This is a genomic window from Candidatus Pelagibacter sp. HIMB123, assembly GCF_052048195.1.
In the GTDB taxonomy this organism is placed as follows: Bacteria; Pseudomonadota; Alphaproteobacteria; order Pelagibacterales; family Pelagibacteraceae; genus Pelagibacter.
The window spans coordinates 1-5,517 of sequence record NZ_JBNAIL010000023.1; the positions used below are offsets into that span (position 1 = coordinate 1).

Sequence of the window (5,517 nt, forward strand, 5' to 3'; positions counted from 1 at the left end):
ATTTATACTTTTCCAAAAAAGATCGGATTGATAAATATCTAAATTTGATGTTTTGTATTTTTTTAAATCCATTTCGTTTGAAATATCCTTAATTCTTTCCTTAATAGAATTTTGATCCCCTTCAATTCTAAATGCAAAAAAAGCACCCTCTTGATCTAAATCATTTAATTTAAATGCTTTACTTTTATTTGGTGTGAATTTTTTAGATTTGGGTTCATCTGGTACAAACACTGCACCTGATATTTCATTACTAGAACTCAAAACCATATTAAATAAGTCTGAAATTATTTTTGGATCTTTCTCATAAATAATAATTGTATTTTGAGATGGTTTTTTTGCTGAGATTTTTAAAGTGACTTCCGTAAGAGCAACCAATGTTCCAAAAGAACCGCTAACTAGTTTAGATAAATCATATCCAGTCACATTTTTAACAACTGTGCCTCCTGATTTAATTATGTCGCCCTTTCCATTGACCCCTCTAAAACCTAAAATAAAATCTCTTACACTACCTACTTTAAATCTTCTTGAGCCTGCAAAATTGCAAGAAACACATCCGCCAGCTGTCCCTTTATTTGATTTTCCTTCTTTAAGGTAACCAAAATCAGTTGGCTCAAATGAAAGTTCTTGATTATTTTTTTCTAAAATATTTTCTATATCTTTTATCAGTGTTCCTGGTTTGACCTTTATATACAGCTCCTCAGGAAGATATTCGATTACTCCAGATAAACTTGAAAAATCTAAGCTCTTTGCCGCTTGAACATTATATCCAATAAATTTTTTACTATTACTTCCGTGGATATCAATTGGAAATTTTTTTTTATAAGCTTCTTTGATTAGTTCTGAAACCTCTAACTCACTTGTGGGTGACAGATGATTAGAATCTTGGAAGATCTGGGAATTTTTCTTCTCCTCTGTGAACATGAACTCTTCCTTCCTCCGCACATTTTCTTAATATTGGATAAACTTTTCCAGGATTTAAAAGATTTTTTTCATCTAATGACATTTTAATATTTATTTGTTGCTGAATATCATTGTCATTAAATGCTTCACACATTAACTCTCTTTTTTCAATTCCTATCCCATGTTCACCAGACAATGCTCCACCCATTCTGACACAAGCTTTGAGAATTTCAGCACCAAATTCCTCTGTTCTTCTAAGTTCCTCTTTATTGCTTCCATCAAAAAGAATTAATGGATGTAAATTACCATCTCCAGCATGAAAACCATTTGCTACTCCCAAATTATATTTCTTTGATAATCTACTTATCTCTTTAAGAATTTCTGAAAGCTTTCCTCTCGGAATTGTTCCATCCATACAATAATAATCAGGTGCCATTGCTCCACATGCGGGAAAAGCTGCTTTTCTTCCTGACCAAAATCCTAATCTTTCTTTTTCATTTTTACTTAACTTAAAGCTATTTGATTTATTTTTTTCTGCTATTTGTTTTATTTGTTTAAACAATTCTTCCACCTCAGATTTAGTTCCATCAAGTTCAACAATCATTAAAACTTCGGCATCCATGGGATAACCTGCATGAACAAATTTCTCTGTTGCATCAATTAAAGCTTTATCCATTATTTCCATACCTGCTGGTGTAATTCCATTTGAAATAATATCTGTTACACAATTCCCTCCGTCTTCAATTGTTGGAAAACCAATTAAAGCAGCTTTAACAGTTTGTGGATTTTTTAAAATTTTAACTGTCACTTCTGTAATCACACCTAACAATCCTTCAGATCCACAGATTAGTCCTAATAAATCGTATCCCTCTTGATCTAAAGTTTTTCCACCTATTCTACAAATAGTTCCATCCATCATAACCATCTCAACTCCTAAAATGTTATTTGTTGTGGTTCCGTATTTTAATGAATGAACGCCCCCAGAGTTTTCAGCAACATTTCCACCTATTGAGCAAGCTAACTGACTTGAAGGATCTGGGGCATAGTAATATCCCTTATGCTTAACTGCATGAGTAATTGATAAATTTGTAACACCCGGTTGAGTAACAACACACTTGTTATCAAAATCTATATCTAAAATTTTATTAAATTTTCCAAGTCCTAATAAAATTGCATCATTTAATGGAAGAGCTCCACCTGAAAGACCAGTTCCTGCTCCTCTTGGAATAACTTTAATATTTTCTCTATGGCAAAACTTTAATATCTCACTTACTTCCTGAGTATTTTCAGGTAGTACAACGGCTAAAGGTAAATTTTTGTAAGCAGCTAGTGCATCTGTTTCGTAAGGTCTTATTTCATCTAATTCACTTAAAACATTTTTTTTATCGGTAAATTGTTTAAGATTATTTACAATTAAGTCTTTTTTACTGACTATTGTTCTATCAACTTTTGGCAAAGCTATTTCAGACATAGCTTAGCCTAGCATTTTTTTGATATTTTCCAATGCGTTAGAAATGTTATCTCGAGAGGCTGCAAAGCTAAATCTGACGTAATCTTTACATGTTTTACCAAAAGCAGTACCCGGAACTATAGCAACACCTGCTTCATGCATAGCTCTTTTACAGAATTCACTTCCATCCATTCCAGTTCCAATAACTTTAGGAAATGCATAAAATGCTCCACCTGGTAAACTACATTCTACACCTGGTAAGCTATTCAAACCTTCATGAATTAATTTTCTTCTCAATGTAAATTTTTCCATCATCTCGTTAATTGAATCATCAGGTCCATCTAAAGCTGCAATACCTGCAAACTGTGCTGCTGCATTTACACATGAAACACTATTGATTAATAATTTATTTACATGCTCAACTAAATTCTCTGGCCAAAAACTCCAACCAAGTCTCCAACCCGTCATAGAATAAGCTTTACTCCAGCCTTCTAACACAATTAATCTTTCTCTTAATTCAGGATAATTAAAAAATGTAGGCATTTCTTTTCCATCAAAAATTTGTCTACTATAAATTTCATCACTTAAAATAGTTACGTGAGGATGTTTTTTTAAACCTTCAGCTAACTTATCTATTTCTGGTTTTTCTACAAAACTTCCTGTTGGGTTGTTTGGATTGATTAAAATTAACAATCTAGTTTTATCAGTAATTAAAGATAAAATTTTATCTGCACTAAATTTAAGATCTTTATCTTCTGTTAAATCATAAGGAACTGATGTTGAGCCAGTATAATTAATCATAGACTCATAAATTGGGAAAGCAGGTGTTGGATGAATAATTTCAACTCCAGGCTCACCAAAACATTGTATTGCATAATGCATCGTTGGTTTTCCACCTGGCATAATTATAATTCTTTCAGGATCTACTTCTGCACTGTAACGTTTTTTTATCCATCTAGTTACTGCTTGTCTGCATTCTAAAATTCCATTTGAAAGAACATATCCATGATGACCGTCATCTAAAGCTTTTTTAGCTGCATCAACAACATGTTTTGGAGTTTTAAAATCAGGTTGACCTAATCCTAAATGAATCATTGGTTTGCCTTGTGCTTCAAGTTTTTTTGCTTCAGCTAAAACTGAAAAGGCACTTTCTGTTCCAAGTCTGCTTAAAGATTTTGCTAGTTCCATAATTAAAATTTTAAATTAAAGTTGGCAAACTAAACGAAAAATAGGTCTTTGTCTATTTAGATAAAATAATTAATTTTATTAATTAATTGTTAAATCTCCTTTATTTTAGTCTCTATATATTATTTTTGACGCATCAAAATCTTTAACAGACTTACAGCCCATTAAAATCATGTTTCTTCTAATTTCTTTTTGCATGTTTTCTAAAAGTCTTTCAACACCTTTTTGTCCACCGGCACCTAAGCTAAAAAGAAATGCTTTTCCAAAACTACATGCTGTTGCTCCTGCGGCTAAAGCTTTGAGAACATGTGTTCCTCTTCTTACACCACCATCAAGAATAATTTCTAATTTATCACCAACTGCATCTGAAATTGCTTTAACTTGATCAAATGGAGATCTTGATCCATCAAGTTGTCTTCCTCCATGATTTGAAATCATAATTGCTGTACAACCAATATCTATTGCTCTTTTAGCATCTTCTACTGACATTACGCCTTTTAATGCCATAGGCTTATTCCATTTTTTAATACAATATTCTGCATCTTTCCAATTCATTGCTGGATCATATTGTTCATTAATATAATCCATAACTGATTTTGCAATATTAGTACCTTTATCAGTTTTGTTTTTAATATTTGCTAATTCAAATTTTTTATTTGTAAAGTATTTGAAAACCCATCCAGGTCTCATTGCAAAACTCAATAAACTATCGAAAGTAAATTTAGGTGGTGTAGTAAAACCTGTTCTATGATCTCTTTCTCGGTTTCCAGCAACTAGCGTATCTACAGTAATGCACATTCCATCAAAATTTGCTCTACTGCATCTTTCAATCAAATCATCAGTAATTGATTTGTCTTTGTGAATATAAAGTTGAAAAAGTTTTGGCCCACTAGAAACATTAGCAACCTCTTCAATTGAAAAAGATGCCATTGTGGACATGCTATAAATTGTATCAAACTTCTCTGCAGCTCTTGCAGAAGCTTTATCACCCTCAGGGTCATACAAACTTTGCATTGCCGTAGGAGATAAAAATAACGGCATACTGATTTTTCTACCAAAAACAGTGGTAGATAAATCTGGCTCGCCAACACTATTAAGAATATTAGGAACTAAATCACAATCATTAAAAGCATCTGTATTTCTATTTAATGTAACTTCGTCATCTGCTCCACCATCAATATAATGAAAAATAGGAGCGGGTAATTTCTTTTTTGCTAATTTTCTAAAATCTTCAAAATTATAACAGTCATTGATATTCATTATGTTTCTTTATTAAAAGCTTTTAAAGAGATTAAACATATAACTATTTGCCCCAGGATTTTTATCTCCTAGACTTGCATTAGATATATGATTGTAGGAAAAACCTAATTCACTTGTTTTTGACAGATCAAGTGAAATTTGTAACTCACTTTTAAATTCAATTAAATGGCCTAAATCTTTACCATCTCCCTCATGATATATTCCTGGTGTAAAGCTGGGAGTTAAATTTAATGCCCCTAATTTATATTGGGCTTGAACACCTGTATAAATATATCCTGCATTATCAGCTGTAAATAAAAATCCAGTTATAGGAGAAAGATTTCCTAAAAAAGTATCTCTATTTAAATTCTCATTCTGATGTTGAAAACCAATTAAATTTGATTTTTTTCCATCATCACTAAAATCAAACATTCCTGTGTAAACACTAAATTCTGTATTTTGATCTTTTAAAACTTTTTCCTCTGCAATTGAAGAAAATGCGAATGTGATCATTAACAGACTGATTAAAAATTTTTTTAATTTCATCACTAATTAATTTATTTTTTAACTATAAAGCTTTTATAGATTATTGCACCTCCGATTAAAAATATCAATATCGGCAATAACCAAAGAATATATGTATTTTTATTTAAACCAGGATCGTAAAGTATCCATTCTCCATATTTAGTTTTAAAATATTCATAAATTTGATCTTCAGAAAGACCTTCTTGAAGCTTTTTATC

At 31.4% G+C, this 5,517-nt stretch carries 6 protein-coding genes; all 6 read right to left on the minus strand.

Going from position 1 to position 5,517, the window contains the following annotated elements:
- Positions 1 to 921 (minus strand): FAD-binding protein (locus ACTTBL_RS05635; RefSeq protein ID WP_440643986.1); only part of this gene is annotated, 921 nt, incomplete at its 3' end.
- Complete coding sequence (locus ACTTBL_RS05640) at positions 875 to 2,371, minus strand: FAD-linked oxidase C-terminal domain-containing protein (protein WP_145596694.1); 1,497 nt, start codon at positions 2,369 to 2,371, stop codon at positions 875 to 877. The genes ACTTBL_RS05635 and ACTTBL_RS05640, both read right to left, overlap by 47 nt.
- A gap of 3 nt (positions 2,372 to 2,374) precedes the next feature.
- Entirely contained in the window at positions 2,375 to 3,538 is a 1,164-nt protein-coding gene (locus ACTTBL_RS05645) for a pyridoxal phosphate-dependent aminotransferase (protein WP_440643987.1), read from the minus strand.
- A gap of 105 nt (positions 3,539 to 3,643) precedes the next feature.
- Positions 3,644 to 4,795: an alpha-hydroxy acid oxidase gene (locus tag ACTTBL_RS05650; RefSeq protein ID WP_440643988.1), complete on the minus strand. Its 1,152-nt coding sequence runs from the start codon at positions 4,793 to 4,795 to the stop codon at positions 3,644 to 3,646.
- Positions 4,796 to 4,807: 12 nt separating this feature from the next.
- Positions 4,808 to 5,320 (minus strand): acyloxyacyl hydrolase, encoded by a 513-nt coding sequence (locus tag ACTTBL_RS05655; protein ID WP_440643989.1) that lies wholly within the window; start codon positions 5,318 to 5,320, stop codon positions 4,808 to 4,810.
- 11 nt (positions 5,321 to 5,331) lie between these two features.
- Positions 5,332 to 5,517 (minus strand): cytochrome c-type biogenesis protein (locus tag ACTTBL_RS05660; protein WP_440643990.1); only part of this gene is annotated, 186 nt, incomplete at its 5' end.